The organism is Brevibacterium sp. LAARM3_SD1 (assembly GCF_057364765.1).
On sequence record NZ_JBNFOL010000008.1, the window covers coordinates 39508 to 56270 of the forward strand.

The 16763-nt window shown below is 65.1% G+C and carries 15 protein-coding genes; 8 read left to right on the plus strand and 7 right to left on the minus strand.

From position 1 onward, the window contains the following. Positions 1-47: 47 nt before the first annotated feature. Positions 48-347: a DUF4235 domain-containing protein gene (locus AC2W7L_RS06565; RefSeq protein ID WP_169253526.1), complete on the minus strand. Its 300-nt coding sequence runs from the start codon at positions 345-347 to the stop codon at positions 48-50. A gap of 247 nt (positions 348-594) precedes the next feature. On the opposite strand from AC2W7L_RS06565, the gene AC2W7L_RS06570 reads away from it, so the two are divergent. Next, complete coding sequence (locus AC2W7L_RS06570) at positions 595-795, plus strand: hypothetical protein (protein WP_025777086.1); 201 nt, start codon at positions 595-597, stop codon at positions 793-795. 82 nt (positions 796-877) lie between these two features. Here the strand turns inward: AC2W7L_RS06570 and AC2W7L_RS06575 are convergent, their stop codons facing one another. Then, entirely contained in the window at positions 878-1765 is an 888-nt protein-coding gene (locus AC2W7L_RS06575; protein WP_486003791.1) for an aminotransferase class IV, read from the minus strand. Further along, positions 1762-2865 carry a VIT1/CCC1 transporter family protein gene (locus AC2W7L_RS06580; protein WP_486003792.1) on the minus strand — a complete coding sequence of 368 codons (1104 nt, stop codon included), beginning with the start codon at positions 2863-2865 and terminating at the stop codon, positions 1762-1764. The genes AC2W7L_RS06575 and AC2W7L_RS06580 overlap by 4 nt, the downstream gene beginning before the upstream one ends. Before the next feature lie 414 nt (positions 2866-3279). On the opposite strand from AC2W7L_RS06580, the gene AC2W7L_RS06585 reads away from it, so the two are divergent. The 5 genes from AC2W7L_RS06585 (at position 3280) to AC2W7L_RS06605 (ending at position 9061) form a co-directional block, all read left to right on the plus strand. Further along, positions 3280-5403, plus strand: a complete 2124-nt coding sequence (locus AC2W7L_RS06585; protein WP_486003793.1) for a M28 family peptidase — start codon at positions 3280-3282, stop codon at positions 5401-5403. A 254-nt stretch (positions 5404-5657) separates the two neighbouring features. Then, on the plus strand, positions 5658-6119 hold the full coding sequence (locus AC2W7L_RS06590; RefSeq protein WP_486003794.1) for a DUF3817 domain-containing protein: 462 nt from the start codon (positions 5658-5660) through the stop codon (positions 6117-6119). A gap of 174 nt (positions 6120-6293) precedes the next feature. Continuing rightward, positions 6294-7730, plus strand: coding sequence for a flotillin family protein (locus tag AC2W7L_RS06595; protein ID WP_486003795.1), 1437 nt, complete (start codon positions 6294-6296; stop codon positions 7728-7730). Between the two features lie 113 nt (positions 7731-7843). Beyond that, complete coding sequence (locus AC2W7L_RS06600) at positions 7844-8008, plus strand: hypothetical protein (protein WP_486003796.1); 165 nt, start codon at positions 7844-7846, stop codon at positions 8006-8008. A 144-nt stretch (positions 8009-8152) separates the two neighbouring features. Then, positions 8153-9061, plus strand: coding sequence for a cation diffusion facilitator family transporter (locus tag AC2W7L_RS06605; RefSeq protein WP_098731894.1), 909 nt, complete (start codon positions 8153-8155; stop codon positions 9059-9061). 79 nt (positions 9062-9140) lie between these two features. Here AC2W7L_RS06605 and AC2W7L_RS06610 read toward each other — a convergent pair whose 3' ends face one another. Together AC2W7L_RS06610 and AC2W7L_RS06615 are read right to left on the minus strand one after the other, a co-directional pair. Then, entirely contained in the window at positions 9141-10250 is a 1110-nt protein-coding gene (locus tag AC2W7L_RS06610; RefSeq protein WP_486003797.1) for a tartrate dehydrogenase, read from the minus strand. A gap of 137 nt (positions 10251-10387) precedes the next feature. Further along, positions 10388-11272, minus strand: a complete 885-nt coding sequence (locus AC2W7L_RS06615) for a LysR family transcriptional regulator (protein WP_486003798.1) — start codon at positions 11270-11272, stop codon at positions 10388-10390. 88 nt (positions 11273-11360) lie between these two features. Between AC2W7L_RS06615 and AC2W7L_RS06620 the strand changes: the two genes are divergently transcribed. Then, on the plus strand, positions 11361-12992 hold the full coding sequence (locus tag AC2W7L_RS06620; protein ID WP_486003799.1) for an SLC13 family permease: 1632 nt from the start codon (positions 11361-11363) through the stop codon (positions 12990-12992). 87 nt (positions 12993-13079) lie between these two features. Here AC2W7L_RS06620 and menC read toward each other — a convergent pair whose 3' ends face one another. Beyond that, the gene (gene menC, locus AC2W7L_RS06625; RefSeq protein WP_486003800.1) at positions 13080-14204 is read right to left on the minus strand and encodes an o-succinylbenzoate synthase; all 1125 of its coding nucleotides are present in this window, start codon (positions 14202-14204) and stop codon (positions 13080-13082) included. 173 nt (positions 14205-14377) lie between these two features. On the opposite strand from menC, the gene AC2W7L_RS06630 reads away from it, so the two are divergent. After that, a complete protein-coding gene (locus AC2W7L_RS06630; protein WP_486003801.1) occupies positions 14378-15358 on the plus strand; it encodes an FkbM family methyltransferase in 981 nt (326 codons plus the stop codon). Positions 15359-15499: 141 nt separating this feature from the next. Here the strand turns inward: AC2W7L_RS06630 and AC2W7L_RS06635 are convergent, their stop codons facing one another. Continuing rightward, on the minus strand, positions 15500-16672 hold the full coding sequence (locus tag AC2W7L_RS06635) for a M20 family metallopeptidase (RefSeq protein ID WP_486003802.1): 1173 nt from the start codon (positions 16670-16672) through the stop codon (positions 15500-15502). Positions 16673-16763: the final 91 nt, after the last annotated feature.

A 16763-nucleotide genomic window follows, 5' to 3' on the forward strand; every position in this document is an offset into this window, starting at 1 on the left:
AAGCAAGTGCTTCGCGGGCCGTCTCGATGCTGGAGATCAGCGGAGGATCAGTCGGTCATCTCTTCGATCTGCTTGCGGAACTTCTTCGGCAGGGCTTCCTCGCCGAAGTTGTTGCGCACGGTGTTCGCGGCGATGCGCTGAACGACGAGCTGAGCCACGGCCACACCGACGCCGGAGACGATCGTCCAGGCCAGAGCCTCGGACATCGAGATCTCGTCATCGACGGGGTTCGACGGCGCCGGGCGCTTCGTCGACTTCTCCCACGCGAAGGTCAGGGTCTTGCGAGCGACGAATGCGGCTGCGATGGGCGCTCCCACGCCGATGATCTGCCAAGCGAGCTTTCCCATGCTCGTGTCCTTTCCTTTGAACCTCAGGTCCCTCGACTCCGACGAGCCGCGGGAAAGTATTCCGTCGAAGACAACACTAACGCAGGACGATGCGTGCGAGGTCATCAGCGATTGAACGAGGTCGAGAAAGTTCGCTCATTTCATACTTTTGGGGGATGTGCGGGGCAGACCGGGGGAGATAGCGTGAGAGCACGCTTCGGTCGGGCAAGGGAAGGTCTGGGCCGAAACGTGAAGAGAAAGGCACACGATGCTGAGGAAGTGGAAGACGCGCGTCGTCACCGGACTGTTCGTCTGTGGCGCCCTCGGATTCCTGCTTGCGCTGCTGCCGGGACTGTCCGGCGTCTTCTGGCCGGTGTGGCTGATCAGCTGCGCCGCCTGCATCCTCGGGCTCGTTCTCGCCTTCACTCTCCCCTCGGCGAAACCCGCCGACGCTCTGCCCCGAGCCTGAAGAGCTCGGGGCAGTGCATCCCCGACAGCACCCGGAGACTGGACGGTCGAGGGCAGGTCATCCCCACAAACTCCTCGGTGCGTCACCGTCCGCGGATGATCTCCTGGAACCGGTCGGTCAGATCCTCATCGACAGAGATCGCGTTGCCGTCGAGTTCGCGCAGCGCAACCGCCGTGCGCATCGACGAGACGTACCAAGCCCCATCCGCCGCCTTGACGTCGTCGAGGCTCAGGTCGGCATATTCGGCACGCAGGCCCAGGTCCTCCGCATGATCGAAGATCAGGCGCTGAGTCGTTCCCGACAGCAGACCCGCCTCCGGATTCGGCGTGAGGAGGCGGTCGCCTCGGCGGATGATGAGATTCGCGGTCGGTCCTTCGAGCACGATTCCGTCATGGGAGACGAACAGCGCCTCATCGGCGTCATTGGACGCGGCATAGCGGCCGGCGGCCTGATTGACCGCATACGACAGAGTCTTCGCGCCGATGAGCAGCCACGGAGCCTTGCTGCCGATATAGGCGTCGAAGCCGCGATCGAGGCTGACGGCGGTGACACCTTGCTCCCGAGCTGTACGGATGTGGTCGTCCACGGGCACGGGAAAGGCCCACCCGCGGCCTCGGTACTCTCCGTTCGCGTCCTGCTCCCCGCGGGAGAGCGCGTAGCGGATCCCGAACTCGACATTCTCCGGATCGGCGGCGGCCACCTCGGCGATGAGGGAATCGATGACCCGATCCCACAGCCCTTGGTCGGGATCGGGCAGATCCAGCGCCGAGGCGGACGCGCGGAACCGGGTGAAGTGCCGTTCCCGCGACACCACGGTGGCACCGTGCGCACCCATGCTCACCAGCACGGTTTCGAAGATGCCGTCCCCGCGATGAGCGGAGAGATCAGTGACGGGTAGCTGGGCGGCACGCAGATCGGTGAGCTCGAACGTGCCGGATTCCGGGTCGACGAGGATGAGCAGATCGGTCATGCGGTGCCTCCGAAGAGCAGGCCGAGGGCGTAGGTCACAGCGGCGGCACCGAAGCCGATGCCGAGTTGGCGCAGGGCGCGGGGGCCGGGCGATTTGCCGGAGAGCAGGCCGACGATGCCGCCGGTGAACAGCAGCGCGATGCCGACGAGGCCGGCGGACAGGAACACGGCGGGCAGCCCGGACATGCCGAAGATATACGGCAGGATCGGGATGAGCGCGCCGGAGGAGAAGAAGCAGAAGCTCGACAGCGCGGCGCCGAGGCCGGTGCCCAGTTCGTCGCGGTCGACTTCGGAGTCGAGGTTCGGCAGCCTCGGTGTCTGTTTGTTCTTCGCCGCCGCGATCGTGCGGTTGGCGCGGGCCTCGGCCTCGCGGGCTTCCATTCCGCGGGCGCGGAAGACGAGGGCGAGCTCGTTGGCGTCGATGTTGAGATCGGCCAGAGCGTGCCGGGATTCGGGGTCGGGGGTGGAGGCGTCGAGGAGTTCGCGCTGGGAGCGCACTGAGATGTATTCGCCGGCTCCCATCGACAGGGCTCCGGCGAGCAGTCCGGACACGCCGGTGAGCAGGATGACGGTGTTCGAGACTCCAGCCGCGCCGACACCGAGGACAAGTGCGAGGTTCGAGACCAAGCCGTCGTTGGCACCGAAGACGGCGGCGCGGAAGTTCCCCGACAGGCGGGCGCGAGAACGGGCGGCGAGGGCACGGACCACCTCGGCGTGGATGCGCTCATCGGCGGCCATCTCGGCGGAGGCGGCTTCCTCTTCGTCGTACGGCGAGCTCGTCTCGGACTGCTGAGCAAGGGCGAGGACGAACACGGAGCCGAACATGCCTCCGAGGAAAGCCAGGCAGCGGGTGACGAGATCGGCGGAACGGCGCTTCTCCGCGTGTTCGCCGAGCAGAGTGATCCAGTGCTCCTGGTGTCGGGATTCCGCGGCGGCGAGGCTGAGCAGGATCTCACGGTCCTCGCCCTTGCGGCGTTCTGCGAGGTTGCGATACACGCGCTCCTCGAGCCTTTCGTTGGCGAGGTAGCGCTGCCAGCGGCGAATGGTCCGTCTGTCGGGGGAGGCGGGCGGAGTCCCTCCTGCGGAGTCATGGGTCGTCACTGGTCCAAGTCTAATCCGGTGGTGTGGTTTCGGCACGGGGTGGGGTGGGGGAGAGCGGTGGGAGGGACCGTCGGTGCGGACGCGGCGACCGCAGAGAATCCGCATGCGGACCGCAGGCAGTCCGCGCATGCGAAACCAATCAGTGACCGGTTGTTATCAATTCGTAACCTTAAAGCCGGCTGTGGTGCGTTAGATTAATAACCAATGTGAGTTGTGTCACCGTTTCGTTATAGAAGCATGTGATTCGTTACCAATGACGAGTCATAGCGAAGCGTCAGAATCGAGCTTCCCCGCAAGCGCAGCTGTAAAGAGGCCGACACCGGTATGGACGAGCAGTCATGCCGTGGCGGTCGCTTCCGGTGCGCCGTCATGTGCGATTCCTCTGGACACAGACAAAGGAGCGAAAGGAACTCCATGAAGTTGCGCACGAAGAGCTGGCTGGCGGTCACCGCCACGGCCGGACTGGTCCTCGGCGGGGTGAGCCCGACACTGGCGGCGGGCACCGCGGGACCGACTGAACACACCGATATGGGCGTCAACGGGGACGCCGTGATGGAGCATCTGCAGAAGATCTCCGATATCTCCACCTCGCACGCGGATGAAGGATTCCGTGCGCTGGGCACGCCCGGCTACGAAGAAGCCGTGGAATACGTCGAATCCACCCTCGAGGCGACTGGCGCATTCGATGTGAAGCGTCATGCATTCGACGTCGAGAGCCAGGACTTCGGCACCGTCGACGTCAAAGTCGACGGAGAAACGGTCGAGGTGGCGACCGCCTCATATACAGAGGGAACGACCGAGCCGCTGACCGACTTGCCGGTGGTGCTGCCGGTCGATGACGACAACAGCGACCTTGCCGGCGGACAGCTCGGCTGCCAGGCGAGCGACTTCGATGACAGCGCCGAGGGCGCCCTCGTGCTCGTGTCCCGCGGCGAATGCGCCTTCGGCGACAAGACCAAGGCCGCCACCGAAGCCGGTGCCGCCGCCGTCATCATCTACAACAATGACAAAGAGAACCCCGACGAGGAGCTCAACGCCACTCTCGGCGAACGCATGGAGGGCAGTGCGCCGACCGTGACGGTCACCTACAACGTCGGCTCCGACCTCCTGAAGAAGGTCGAAGACGCAGGCGCGGAGGCCGGCGCAGAGACCGGCAGTCAGACGGACGCCGAGGCAGGACTCGGGCAAGGTGCCGACGAAGCCGATGAGGCCGAAGGAGGTCAGGCAGAGGCACAGGACGCCGCGGCCCTGACTGCCGACTTCACGCTCGAGACCGAGTTCGTCACCGAGACGACCTGGAACGTCATTGCCGAGACCAAGGCCGGCGACCACGACAACGTCCAGATGTTCGGTGCCCACCTCGACGGCGTCGAAGAAGGTCCCGGCGTCAACGACAACGGCTCGGGATCTGCAGCACTCCTCGCTTCGGCCGAAGCGCTCGCCGAGCAGCCGACCGAGGTCGACAACGCCATCCGCTTCGGCTGGTGGGGCGCAGAAGAGGTCGGACTCGTCGGTTCGACGGAGTATGTCGCGAGCCTCGACGATGCCGAGCTGGGCAAGATCAAGTCGTACATGAACTTCGACATGATCGGCTCCGACAACTACATCGTCGGCACGCTCGACTCGGACGGCTCCGATGTGCCGATCCCCGACGGCGTCAACGTCCCCGAAGGCTCGGCCGAACTCGAGAAGGTCTTCACCGACTACTTCGCTGATATCGACCAGCCCAATGTCGGCACCGACTTCTCCGGGCGCTCGGACTACCAGGCGTTCATCGACAACGGCATTCCGGCCAGCGGTCTGTTCTCCGGCGCCGACGGCACGAAGACCGCCGAGGAAGCCGAGATGTTCGGCGGCACCGTCGGTGCGAAGCACGACACGAACTACCACCAGGCCACGGACACGGTCGAGAACGTGAGCAAGGAGTCCATCGACATCTTCGCTCCCGCCATCGGCTTCGCCGTCCACACGCTGGCCTATGACCTCACCGACGCGCCGACGGATCCTCCGACCGAGCCGACGACTCCGCCCACGGATCCCACAGACCCGCCCACGGAGACGCCGACCGAGGCTCCTGACGAACGAGCACTGAGCATCGATCCGAAGACGATCGAAGCACCGGACTTCGTCAGTGAGAAGGGCGTCCAGGTCGCGGCCACCGGCTGCACTGCTGACACCACGGCGACGATGACGGTGACCCCGAACAACGGGAAGATCGAGACGTTCGAACAGACCGCCGAGGTCGGAGACGACGGCACCGCTCGATTCGGAGTCCGCGGACTCGACGAGTCGATGGTCGACAGCTACATCGGAACCTACGATGTCACCGTCGACTGCGAAGGCGGAGACCCGCTGACCGGATCCTTCGAAGTTGTCGCCGAGGGCGACGGGCCCGGAGCCGGTGACGGCGGCAACGGTGGCGGCGGAGGAGACCTGCCGCGCACCGGCAACGAAGCCCTGCCGCTGATCCTGTCGGCCGGAGCGCTCATCGCGCTCGGTCTGGCGATGACGCTGGGTTCGCGCCGCCGTCGCGGCTGAGCAGAGGAATCACACCGTCACCGAGGCGGAGCTTCGTCGAGATCTGATCGACGATGACGCGCCGTCTCGGTGAGGGGCACGAACTGCGCGGGCCGGTGACCGAGGAGGTCAGCCGGCCCGCGCAGTTGTGTCCGTGACCTGACTGGACCGGGGGAGTGGACTCCGACTTGGTGGAACTCCGGACTGAGACGATTCCGCTCAGTCGGCGGCGGTCTTCAGCTGACGCCCAACCCGTCAAGGGACAATGGTCTTCTGTGACTCCCAAACGTTTCTTCACCTTCTTCGCCATCTCCGAGACCGTCACCTGGACTCTGCTGCTGATCGGCATGTTCCTCAAATACGTCACCCAAACCACCGAGTTGGGAGTGCGGATCGGCGGAGGCATCCACGGCTTCATCTTCATCTGCTTCGTCATCGCCGTCATCGGCGTCGGCGCCTCGCAGCAGTGGAGCAAACGGCGCATCGCCACGGGCCTCGGGTCGGCGATCATTCCCTACGCCACGATTCCCTTCGAGCGGTCGGTGGAGAAGACTGGATCCCTTGAAGGCGACTGGGGTCTGGGCCGTAACGGTCGTACCCCGCAGACCTGGTTCGAGAAGCTCACCTCGTGGTGCATCCGTAACCCCTGGCTGGCCATCGGGCTGGGCATCATCTTCGTCATCCTCGTCTTCTCGGGTCTGCTGCTGGCTGGCCCTCCCGGCGAATGGGGCAAGTGAACTTGATCACTGCGCCGGTGGGGCGAGGGCTGACGATCGCCGCGCGATAGTCGATCGGGCCGGCCGCCTCGGCGAGTTTCTGCCCTGTTGCGACGCAGTGGGCTGGCCTAGGATGAAAGGGGCTGGCCGGCGATCGGTCGGTCGGCACATCCCACTGCGATGAAAGGCCCACTGATGGACCTGCTCTTCGGCGCCGGAGGAATCGGCGTCCTCGTGCTCATCATCCTGATCGCGCTGTTCGTGATCTTGCGCTCGTACAAGATCGCCTCACCGTCCGAGGCGCTCATCATCACCGGCCGGAACGCCTCGGGCGCCTCGGGGACCGGCCGCATCGTCATCGGTGGCCGCTCGGTCGTCTATCCGATCGTGCAGAAGGCGTTCATCCTGTCGCTGTCCTCGCGGCAGATCTCCGTCGAGATCGACGGCATCTCCATCAACGGCATCGCCCTGCGTCTGCGCGGAGTCGCCCAGGTCAAAGTCGGCGGCACCGAGGATGATGTGCGCAAGGCCGCACAGCGCTTCCTCGACCAGCAGGACCAGATCGACCACTACTCGAAGGAGATCCTCTCGGGTACCCTGCGCGCCGTGGTCGGCACGCTCACCGTCGAGCAGATCATCCAGGACCGCGCCTCCTTCGCCGCGCAGGTGCAGGAGGAATCCGCGCACTCGATGAACAACCAGGGCCTCATCATCGACACGTTCCAGATCTCGGCGGTCGAGGACGAAGGCAGTTACCTGCGCGACTGGGGTCGCCCGCAGGCCGCCGAGGTGGCGAAGAACGCCGCCATCGCCGAGGCGAACGCCGGCCGTGCGTCGGCCGTCGAGCAGGCGCAGCAGAACGAGGAGACGCAGAAGCAGCAGGCGCTGACCGATCAGGCGATCGCCGAACAACAGCAGCAGCTGGCTCTGCGCCGCGCTGCGCTCAAGGAAGAGGCCGATCAGCGGCAGGCGACTGCCGACAACGCCGGCCCGCTGGCCGCCGCGGCCGAGAAGCAGAAGCTGCTCGAGAAGGACCGGATCGTGGCGAAGGAAGCTGCGGAGCTGCGTGCCGAACAGCTCGACGCCGAGGTGCGCCGACCGGCCGACGCCGAACGCTACCGGCAGCAGGCCGCCGCCGACGCCCGTGCGTACGAGATCGAGGCGCAGGGTCGGGCCGAGGCGGCCGCAGAACTGCATCGCCGCTCGAAGGACGCCGAAGCGATCCGCCTCGAAGGCGAAGCCGAAGCTGATGCGATCCGTGCCCGCGGTGAAGCCGAAGCCGAGGCGCTGAGGGCTCAGGCCGAGGCGTACAAGCAGTTCAACGACGCGGCCGTGCTGTCGAAGGTGCTCGAGGTTCTGCCGACCGTGGCCGGCGAGCTCGTCGCGCCGTACGCGAACATCAAGGACCTCTCCATTGTGTCCACCGATGGCGAGTCGAAGCTCGCGAACTCCGTGTCAACAACCTCTCGCAGGTCCTCGAGGTCGTGCGCGGAACGACCGGTGTCGACCTCACCGACCTCGTGGCCAAGGCGAAGAGCTCCGGTGGAGCAGCGGACGCTTCCTTCTCTGGTGGGGAGAAGCCTTCTGCGGGGGAGAAGTCTTCTACGGGGGGAGGTTCCGACGACGTCGTAGACGGGGTCGTCTCGGACGGCAGGTCTGCCGGTCCGCGGTCGAACCGTTCTAACTTCGACACGAAGGCATTCCTCGACGACAGCGGCGTCGACCTCGACCGGATCGGCGACGAGGTGAAGAAGGCCACCGGCTTCGATGTGCAGGCCTATATCGATGAAGCGAAGCGTCGCCTCGACGAGCGCGGTACGGACGCGGGGGGAACGGATGCTGCCGACCTCCCTGAGGACGACGAGCCGCGCGACGATCAGGACGACGACGGCAAAGACTCCCAAGGCTGACAGTCCGGGTGCTCGAGTTGGAGCGCCCACATCACGCAGACAGTGGCCGCCGAGGATTCCCTTGGCGGCCGCTTCTTGCGTTGAGGTCGAATGGATGCATAAATAAATGTGCATATGTTAATGTGTTGAGTGGAGGAGGTACTAATGGCACACGATCATGCGCATGGCTCGGGTTCGAAGCGGCAGCTGAGGATCGTCTTCGGCATCGTCGCGACGATCTTCGTCTTCCAGCTCATCGGCTCCGTCGTCACGGGCAGTCTTGCGCTGCTCATCGACACCGGTCACAACGCCGTCGATCTCATCGGCATCGGCATCGCACTCTTCGCGGCGAGCCTGGTCAGCAGGCCGACGGGCGGACAGAAGACCTGGGGATTCCGCCGGGCAGAAGTGCTCGCGGCCGGAGCGCAGGCGACTCTGCTGTTGGGCCTCGGCGTCTACAGCCTCATCGAAGGGATCCGTCGGTTCTTCCTCCCGCCGGAGGTGCCCGGTCCGGGCCTGTTGATCTTCGGCGCCATCGGCCTCGTCGGAAACCTCGTCTCCATCGTCATCCTCAGCTCGTCGAAGGAAGACTCCCTCAATCTCAAAGCGGCGTTCCTCGAAGTCATCGCCGACGCGCTCGGCTCGGTGGCCGTGATTCTCGCTGCCCTGGCGATCTGGCTCTTCGGTTGGGACCGTGCCGACGCCGTGGCCGCCCTGATCATTGCGGCACTCATCGTTCCGAGGGCGTTCGCCATCCTGCGTGAGACCGGGTCGATCCTGCTCGAAGAGGCACCGAAGGAGCTCGACCTCGACAAGGTGCGCGAACATCTTGAGGCGGTCGAGCATGTGCAGGAAGTCCACGATCTCCACATCACTCGCATCGACTCGAACCTGCCGGTCCTCACCGCCCATGTGGTGCTCGCCGACGAATGCTTCTATGACGGGCATGCTCCGCGCATCCTCCAGGCTCTGCAGGAATGCCTGACAGAGCACCACAAGATCGCGATCGAACACTCGACGTTCCAGTTCGACCGGGCGAAGGACGCCGCCGAGGAGACCCACACCCACGACTGAGGCGGCCCAACCTGCCGGTCAGTGACCGGCTAAGGGTGGGCCGCCTCGGTGAGTTTCGTGTCGTTGTCGGGGTGCCGCCTTAGACAGCTGCGAGCTCCTCGGCGTGGATGGCTTCGAGCTGAGCGACGATCGCCTCGGTCATTTCGACGGTATTCGACTCGCCGCCCAGGTCTCGCGGAAGGATCCCCGCTCCCGTGACGTTCTCGATGGCCTGTCGCACTCGGTCGGCCTGTGCTGTGAGTCCGAACTGGTCGAGCATGAGCGCGGCCGAGGAGATCGCGCCGATCGGGTTCGAGATGCCCTGTCCGGCGATGTCTGGGGCAGAGCCGTGCACGGGTTCGAACATCGACGGGAAGCGCCGTTCGGGGTTGAGGTTCGCGCTCGCAGCCAGGCCGAGGCTGCCTGCCAGCGCCGAACCCAGGTCCGAGAGGATATCTGCGTGGAGATTGGATGCGACCACAACGGACAGCTGTTCCGGGTGCAGGACGAACTTCGCGCTCATGGCATCGACGAGCACGCTTTCGGTCTCGACGTCGGGGTAGTCCTGGGCGACGCGGGCGAACACCTCGTCCCACAGTACCATTCCGTACTGCTGGGCGTTCGACTTCGTCACGCTGGACACCTTCTTCACGGTCCGAGTGCGCGCAAGATCGAAGGCGAACCGGATGATCCGCTCGCAGCCCTTCTCCGTGTGCAGGCTCGTCTGCAGTGCGACTTCGTTGCCGGGGCCGCGCCCGCTGAGGTTGCGCCCGCCCATCCCTGCATATTCGCCTTCGCTGTTCTCGCGAACGACGATCCAGTCGAGGTCGGTGTCAGCGGCCTTACGCAGGGGCGACTCGACGCCGGGCAGGAAGGTGACCGGACGGATGTTTGCCCACTGGTCGAAGGGCTGGGTGATCGCCAGTCGCAGACCCCACAGGCTGGTGTGGTCGGGGACGTCAGCGGAACCGACCGCACCGAAGTAGATGGCGTCGTGCTTCGCGAGCTCCTCAAGACCGCCTTCGGGGATGTAGTACCCGTTCTTCAGGTAGTACTCGGAGCTCCAGGGGAATTCCGTGACGTCGAACTCGATCGCTCCTTCGGAATGCTTGGCAACGGTGTCGAGCACGCGCAGTCCGGCTGCGACGACTTCGCCGCCGATGCCGTCGCCGGGGATCGAGGCGATCGAGAAGGTCTGTGGTTCGGTCATGATTCATGCGTCCTTGGTCGAGGGGAATGGAGGGTTCGGAGCGTCGCCGGCATCAGGGAGAGTCGCTCTGTCTCCATTGAGCACGTGATTCATCGATAAGTCCAAGATCGGATTGTGATGATTCAGATAGGTGATGCTTATAAGCGAAGATCGACGGCCAGCTGCAGCAGGCGAGCCGCTGCTGGGGTCAGGCCCTCTTGACGTGCAACGGCTGAGACGTGCAGAGACGGAGCGCCGGTGATCGGGACCATACGCACCTGGCCCTCGTCGGCAAAGCTCTGCCAGGACGCGGGCAGCACGGCTTGGCCGATGCCGGCTTTCACGAGCGGGAGGATCGAATTGCGGTGAGTGACCTCGGCGACGATGTCGATGTCGATGCCGCGCCCGATGAGTTCGTCCACGTACGCGCGCATGAGCGAGCCTTTGTGGGAGACGATGAGGCGTGCGCCGGCGAGGGATTCGGGGGTGGGTGCCTCGGCGTCGAAGGATGCGACGAGGGAAGGGCCGGTGGCGAGCATCAGCGGCTGGTCCGCCAGCGGGACGACCTGAAGGTCACTGACCAGCAGGGGTCCGCGGCCGCCGAGGAATCCGATCTCGGCGCGACCGTAGCGGACGGCTTCGACGGTCTCGTCGACGGTGAAGGTGCCGTTGAGGTCGAAGGAGATCTGTGGGTGCTCGCGAGTGAAGGTCGACAGCAGCGATGTGAGCGGCTCGATGCTCGGGGTGGGCATAGCTGCGATCTGGATCCGACCCGAACGGAGTCCACGCAGACCTCGAACGTGCGCCTCTGCGGTCTCGAGGTCGCGGATGACGAGCCTGGCGGGCCCTTCGAGTTCCCGTCCGGCTTCGCTGAGTGTGATGCGACGACCGACTCGGTGAAAGAGAGTCACGCCGAGTTCCCGTTCGAGGCCTTTGATCGTCTGCGACAGGGACGGCTGCGCGACGAGGAGCGACTCTGCAGCCTTCGTGAAGCTGCCGGTGTCGACGACAGCGAGGAAATGGCGGATCTGGCGAATATCCATAGTCCAAGACTATCGATTGCATCGAAAAATAGCCTTGGACTATTCGAGCTCATTCGGTCAGGCTGAAACGACGGCGATGAAAGGACCAATGACGGTGAGTATTTCGCAGAAAGATGGCAGCAACGGTTCGTCAGGGCTGATGACCGATGTGCGAGAGGCCCTGCTGGGCGGCAAGACCTTCCGAAGTCTGAGCGAACAGAAGCTCTCTCCGCGGGAGGAGAAGTTCGAACGGGCACGTATGACCTCGGGCTTTGTCCTCGCACCCCTCGTGGCGATCGTCTTCGCTCTCATCCCGATGGGGTTGGAATATCAGCAGCAGATGTTGGCCGCGATCCTCCTCGGCGTCATCGTCCTGTGGATCACCGAGCCCGTGCCGATCCCCATCGGGGGCCTCATCGGCGTCGGTGCCGTGGTGGTTCTCGGGATCGTGCCGGCCAAAGATGCTGTTGCGCCATTCGGCTCGTCGACGATCTTCACGTTCATCGGCGCCTTCATCCTGGCTCAAGCGATGCTCCACCACGGAATCGCGCAAAGGCTGGCGCTGACGGTGCTGTCTCTGCCCGGAGTCGGCAAGTCGGTCTATCGCGTGATCCTCGCCTTCGGCCTGATCACCTGTGTGCTTTCGGCTTTCGTCTCGAACACGGCGACGGTCGCAATGCTCATGCCCACGGCGCTGGGAATCTTCGCGGTGATCGCGGAACTCATGCAGGAACGCGGCATCGTGAAGAAGGATTTCGATCCGCTGCGGCTGCGCGTCGGTGCGGCGCTGCTGCTCATGCTCGCCTATGGTGCGAGCGTCGGCGGACTGCTGACCCCGGTCGGTTCGCCTCCGAACCTCATCGGGCGCGGCCTCATCGAAGAGGCGACGGGCACGAAGATCTCCTTCGGTCAGTGGATGGCCGTGGCTCTGCCGATCTGCGTGGCGATGTTCATCATCCTCGCCGTCGTGCTGTTCCTGCTCAACAAGCCGGAGATCCGCAAGATCGAAGGCGTCGAAGAGTTCGTGAAGAAGGAGCTCGCCGAGCTCGGCCCCGTGTCCCGCGCCGAGAAGAACACTCTCTTCGCTTTCGGTCTCACTGTGGTGCTGTGGCTGCTGCCGGCGTTCGCCGCGCTCTTCGCAGGCACCGATTCGGCGATCTATGAATTCCTCGACTCGCGCCTCGACGAGGGGATCGTCGCCGTCATCGGTGCCTCGCTCCTCTTCATCCTCCCCGTTGACTGGAAGCGTCGCGAGCCCACGCTGACTTGGACGCAGGCGGCGAAGATCGACTGGGGCACGATCATTCTCTTCGGCTGCGGCATCATCTTCGGAGCCCTGCTGGCCGACACCGGCCTCGCAGAGACGATCGGGACCGGATTCGCTGACGGGCTGGGTGTGACGAGTCTGCTCGCCATCACCGCCGTATCCGTCGTGCTTGCAATCATGATCTCCGAGACGACGTCGAACACCGCCTCTGCTGCGGTGATCGTGCCGATCGTCATCCCACTGTGCCAAGCGGCAGGCATCGATCCGTTCGTGCCGGCGATGGCCGCGACCTTCGCCGCGTCATTCGGATTCATGCTCCCGGTCTCGACGCCGCAGAACGCGATCGTCTACGGCACCGGAGCCGTGCCTATCACGAAGATGATCCGCACCGGATTCTCCTTCGACATCGCCGGAGCCATCCTCATCGTGGCACTTGTGCCGGTGATGATCGGAGTCGTCGGTCTCGGACAGTGAGGCCGCCACGGCGGATTCGAAACGGAAAGCGGCCCACCCCTGCCGGTCAGTGACCGGCTAAGGGTGGGCTGCCTCGGCGATGGAGGATCAGTGCGCCGGCAGGATCTCCACGGAATCCGTGCGGAAGCGCTCCAGCTTCTCCGGGTCGATCGAAACGCCGAAGCCGACGCCGGTGGGCACATCGACTTTGCCGTCGTACATGACGATCTCCTCGGTGATGTCCTCGTGGAAGAACCGATTCGATCCGGAGATATCGCCGGGAAGCGTGAAGCCCGGCAGTGACGCCAGCGCCGCATTCGCCGCCCGCCCCAGGCCGGTTTCGACCATTCCGCCGTGCCAGACGGCGACGCCGTGGGCGGCGGCGAGATCATGGATCTTCTTCGCCTCGATGAACCCGCCGACGCGTCCGGGTTTGATGTTGATCACCGAGGTAGCTCCCAACATGATCGCGTCAGCGGCCGCCTCGGCGGAGACGATCGACTCGTCGAGGCACATCGGGGTGTCCATGAGTTTGGCGAGCTCGGCGTGCTGGCGGATATCGGCTTCGCCGAGAGGCTGCTCGATGAGCAGGAGACCATAGTCGTCGAGGCGACGCAGGTGTGCGGCATCGACGAGGGTGTAGGCGGCGTTCGCGTCGACCTGGAAGCCGAAATCGTCGCCGAAGGCCTTGCGCACGGCGGCCACCGGGGCGATGTCCTTGCCGGGTTTGATCTTCAGCTTGATCCGGGCGTAGCCCTCTTCGAGGTAGCCGCCGATGACCCTGACGGTCTCCTCGACGGAGTCCTGGATGCCCACCGACACTCCCGAGGGTACGGAGTCGACGACTCCGCCCAGGTAGTCCTTGAAGGACTGATTGTTGAGCTTGAGCTGAGCCTCGATGACAGCCATCTCCAGCGCCGACTTCGCCATCGGGTGGCCGATGACATGGCGGAGATGCCAACCGACGGTCTCTGCAGTGAGGTCCTCGACATCGAAGAGCAGCGGAGCCAGCCAGCGGCGAGTGACATCGATGCCGGAGGCCACATACTCGGCCGAATACAGCGGCGAGATCATCGCCACGGACTCTCCCCACCCCGTGATCTCACCCTGCGCGGTGTCGAAGACCGCCTCGACGAGGTAGCAGTCTTTCTCCGTCTCCCGCATGAACGAGGTCTCGAACGGGGTGACGAGAGGAATCGAGACTTGGTGGAGGGTGACTGACTTGAGCTTCATATGCCGGGCTCCTGCTTTGCAACGGGGCGGATGGGACTTCGCATCCACCTTATGCCAGCGGTCCGCAAAGAGACGGCGAGTATCGCGAATCAGGTCCGGAAGAACCCTGGAGCGACGGGCCGGGCATTGATAGTGTGAGGAAAAGTCTTCCTGTCAGCAAGGGGGCCACCGTTGTGAACGATCACCTGCGCACTTTCACCGCGCGCAGACAGTCCTGGTTCGGCCTCAAGCTGCCGGTCAAGAAGGCCCTCGCGCAGCCGACGCTCCACCCTCTGCTGCGAACGATCGCGCCGCGGATCAGGGGGCTGAAGATCGGCCGCCTGCCAGCCCCCATCGAACTCACCGAGATCCGCGGCAGGGCGGGCGCAGCGGACTTCATCCTCGTCGAGCCTTTCCGCTGCGAAATCGCCAAGGAGTTCTACTGGGGGAGGGGGCGACGCACCGAGCCCGAAGACGCGTTCGCCCTCGACCTCATGGTCGCACTCAGCGCCGACGCGGACGTCTTCCTCGACATCGGTGCCTACACCGGGGTCTTCACCATGGCCGTTCTCGCTGCAAATGAGAACGTGGGCGCCCACGTCTTCGAGATCATTCCCGCAGTGGTCGCGGGCGTGGAGAAGAACATCGACCGCAACGGCTTCAACAGGCGCGCCACGGTCCACCCGACCGGGGTGGGCAGCCCCGACACCTGGATGAAGGTGCCCATCGGGGATGGAGGATCGGCGCTGCCGTCGTTCTACTCCTCCGATATGCACTTCGATTCCGACGCCGAGGTGCGCTTCACCTCCCTCGACGCTCTCCTGCCCGAGGTGCTGGCCGAAGCGCCGGGGCAGACTGAGGCGCGGAGTCAGGGCAAGGTGCCGCGCGTGACGGTGAAGATCGACGTCGAAGGCGGGGAGAACGACGTCTTCGCGCACGGGCAGGAATTCCTCGCCGCAGTGCACCCGGACATTCTGTGCGAAGTCCTCGAAGACCGCGCGAAGCCACGAGAACTCATGGGCCACCTCGGCGAGCACGGCTACCACTACTACCTCGTCGGCGAAGATCGGCTGCACGCGCGGACGACGATCAGGCCCGATGCGCACCTGCGCGACTGGCTGTTCACGCTGAAGTCGCCCGACGAGATGCGCGCCGCCGGTTACCCGGTCGACTAACTGCCGGGCCGATCGAGGTTACGGCCGGCGCGACTGCTGTTACCGCCAGGTAAGTGTGCGCAGATTGCACATTTTCGGCTCGAAACCGGCAATCTGCGCACAGTTAACTGCGGTAGGGGAGGAGCCGCGGCCCCCGCCGGCTCAGGCCTGCAGCTGATCGGCGATGAGAGCGGCGAGCAGAGCAGTGCGCGGAGCGATCTCGTCGATGACGGCGTGTTCGTGTTCGGCGTGCGCCCCATCGCCGACGGCTCCCAGCCCATCGAGGGTGGCGATGCCGTCACCGGCGGTGAAGTTCCCGTCCGAGGCGCCACCCACCGACACTCCCTGCGGTTCGGGAAGCCCGAGTTCGCCCGCAAGAGCCGTCGCCCGGTCGAAGAGCGCAGCCGACTGCTTCTTCTCGAACGGGGGCCGGTTGATCCCGCCGAGGACCTCCGTCGCCGAGCCCTCCACCTGCGGGTTCGCCGCGAGTTCGCGGATCTGCGCATCCACGCGTTCGAGTTCGGCAGCGGTGCGGGCGCGCACATCGATGTCCACCCGCGCTTCGGCCGGCACGGTGTTCGACGTCGTCCCGGCGCTGATCACGGTCGGCACCACCGTCGTCCCCGCCTCGGCGTCGGCCAGGTCGGCCACCAACGGCAGCGCCAGGGCCAGGGCCATGCCCGCGTTGATGCCCTTCTCCGGTTCGAGGCCGGCATGCGAGGCCCTGCCGGTGAACTTGAGGACGTAGTTGCTCGTGCCCTTGCGCTCGAGTTTGAGCGCGCCGTCGGCGCTCGCCTCCATGACGAACACGGCCTTCGCCTCGGCCGCCTCGGCGCGGATGAGATCCGACGAGGACAGCGACCCGACCTCTTCATCACCGGTGACGAGGATCGACAGTCCGTCCAGCCCGCCCTCGCCGAGGTGGTCGGCCACGATCGCGGTGGCGTGCACGCTCATGATCGCCCCGGTGAGCATGTCGAAGCTGCCGGGACCACGGAGGATGCCGTCCGCGGTGGAGAAGGGGATGCGCTCGAGCGTGCCGTGCGGCCACACCGTGTCCTGATGGTTGAGCAGGACGACGCGGGCGGGACCCGTGCCGAAGCGCAGGCGCAGGTGGGCCGTGCCGTCGATATCGAGCAGCTCCGCCTCGACGCCGAGGCGGTCCTTCAGGAGCGCGGCGAAGTCCCGTGCACCTGCGGCCACGGCCGCCTTGTCATGTGAGGGAGTCTCGAGGGAGATGACGCGTTCGATGTCGGCGAGCATGCCGGGCAGGCGTCGCTTCGCCTGTTCGACGAAGTCAGCGGGCTGGGGTGCGGGTGATGTGGTCGAAGTCATGATGCGAGTCTACGGAAGGGCGGTTGCCGACACCGCAGGTGTCCGGATGGTGCAGGACGGAGGCGATGCACGCCCCGCCCGCACAACGGCC